1 protein-coding gene is annotated in these 400 nt (G+C 65.8%); it reads left to right on the top strand.

Annotated elements, in window-relative coordinates:
* Nucleotides 1-220: hypothetical protein (locus tag R0J92_RS21840; RefSeq protein ID WP_411053185.1), on the top strand; the 220-nt coding region annotated here is incomplete at its 5' end.
* Between the last annotated feature and the right edge of the window lie 180 nt (nt 221-400).

The raw sequence follows: 400 nt of genomic DNA on the forward strand, positions 1-400 counted from the left end.
GGAGAAGCTGCTGGTGATGGTCGCAAATTCGATCGACGACTATGCCGAGCCGGACCCCGAGGACACCACGCGGGGCTGGAACAGCGAGTTCGGGGCCTACCACCGCGGCCTCGTGCTGTTCAGCGGCACCATGACGCCCGAGGAGTGGGCGGCGATTCAGGCGTTGCGGGACGCCGCTGAAGGAGACGAGCAGGCGGAAGCGAAAGATCAGATCGAGTGACTCGAATACCCCTTTTACCCAGCAGAGGAGCTGACCATGGCAGAGAAGAGCAAGGCAGGCAAGACAAGCGAACCCAGCCCCGAGATGATTATTCGTGCGAAGGGGGGCGACGCCTACGACGACCGGATGGCGCCGGCGGATCGGCGCGCCCGCGGGGTCGCCAGGGGCCACCAGGCTCGG

The organism is Tritonibacter sp. SIMBA_163, assembly GCF_046535935.1.
GTDB classification, from domain to species: domain Bacteria; phylum Pseudomonadota; class Alphaproteobacteria; order Rhodobacterales; family Rhodobacteraceae; genus Epibacterium; species Epibacterium scottomollicae.